1 protein-coding gene and 1 pseudogene are annotated in these 790 nt (G+C 69.0%); both read left to right on the top strand.

The genetic code is table 11. The features are described from left to right. The coding region (locus tag J5F18_RS08245) for a DUF489 family protein (protein WP_346301784.1) at positions 1-479 on the top strand (479 nt) is incomplete at its 5' end. 71 nt (positions 480-550) lie between these two features. Continuing rightward, a pseudogene (locus tag J5F18_RS08240) lies at positions 551-790 on the top strand (adenylosuccinate lyase); the annotation flags it as partial.

Raw genomic sequence — 790 nt, 5'->3', positions numbered from 1 at the left:
ATACCAGTCCCGAGAGCTTCGAGGCGATCTACGGTGGCCACCCCAACAACCTGCGCCGCGGCCTCGAGGTGCTCGAGGCGGTGGTGGGCCGCCGCCAGGCCAACCCGGTGGTACTGCGCTATGGTTTCTCGCTGCTGCTGCTGATGAACAAGCTGCGCACCAATGACGCCATGATGAGCGAGCTGGGCAGCCGACTGGTCCGCATCCAGGGCCAGGCCGAGCACTTCGGCGAGACCCACGAGAACGTCATCGCCAGCCTCGGCGAGGCCTACCAGGAGACCCTCTCAACCCTCAAGACCCGCATCGTGGTGCAGGGTGACCCCTCGCTGCTGCAGAGCCGGGCGATGCCCGAGCGGGTGCGCGCCTGCCTGCTCGGCGGCATCCGCTTCGCCCTGCTCTGGCACCAGCAGGGCGGGCGACGCTGGAAGCTGATCTTCCAGCGCGGCGCCCTGAAGAAGGCCCTGGATCAGCTCAGCTGATCCCGCACCGGCTTGACCCCGCTGCCTCGACTCCCTTTCGTCCACTGCTGTCACCGACCCGGAACCCGACCATGCAAGCCCTGTCGCACTCTTCGCTTCCCCTGTCCGCCCTGACCGCTCTCTCTCCCGTTGATGGCCGCTACGGCGACAAGGCCGCCGCCCTGCGCGAGCACTTCAGCGAGTTCGGCCTGATCCGTGCCCGGGTCATCGTCGAGATCCGCTGGCTGCAGCGCCTGGCCGGGCTGGCCGGCGTCACCGAGGTGCCGCCGCTCTCCGCCGAGGCCACCGCCTTCCTGGAGGCGCTGATCCGC

The organism is Halomonas sp. BM-2019 (assembly GCF_017584085.1).
Note: the sequence above shows the minus strand (reverse complement) of the source record. Positions and strands in the feature narration are given on the sequence as shown.